The sequence below is a fragment of the Oleiphilus sp. HI0123 genome (assembly GCF_001635315.1).
In genome coordinates, this window is the sequence record NZ_LWGE01000881.1 from 1 (window position 1) to 385 (window position 385).

General features: G+C 44.2%; 1 protein-coding gene and 1 pseudogene. Both read left to right on the forward strand.

The genetic code is table 11. The features are described 5' to 3' along the window. Positions 1-237: pseudogene (locus tag A3761_RS27355) on the forward strand (hypothetical protein); the annotation flags it as partial. A gap of 19 nt (positions 238-256) precedes the next feature. Continuing rightward, positions 257-385, forward strand: a 129-nt coding sequence (locus A3761_RS28960; RefSeq protein WP_369808197.1) for a hypothetical protein, incomplete at its 3' end; no start/stop codon positions are given.

Sequence of the window (385 nt, forward strand, 5' to 3'; positions counted from 1 at the left end):
GAAGAAAGCGAGGAAATCCGTTTTTCTGATCCTTCTGCCAAGGTATATAAAAAGCTTGTTATCAAAGATAGGCACATCATAGGCGTTGTTCTATATGGCGATACCAAAGACGGCTCATGGTATCAAAGCTTACTTGAACAGCGCTGCAATATCGAAGACATGAGAGAGTTTTTGATATTCGGCCAAGGCTACTTTCAAACCGCCAAGCAAACTACCACCTTAGATTTAGCGGGTTAGGAACATCAAGATGACTCAAATGATCAACTCAACAGAGACAAGCACAAAACCGCAGGAAATAAAGACCACCTGCGCCTACTGTGGTGTAGGCTGCGGCATTATTGCAACAACACACGCTGATAACAGGGACGTGACAATACAAGGCGAC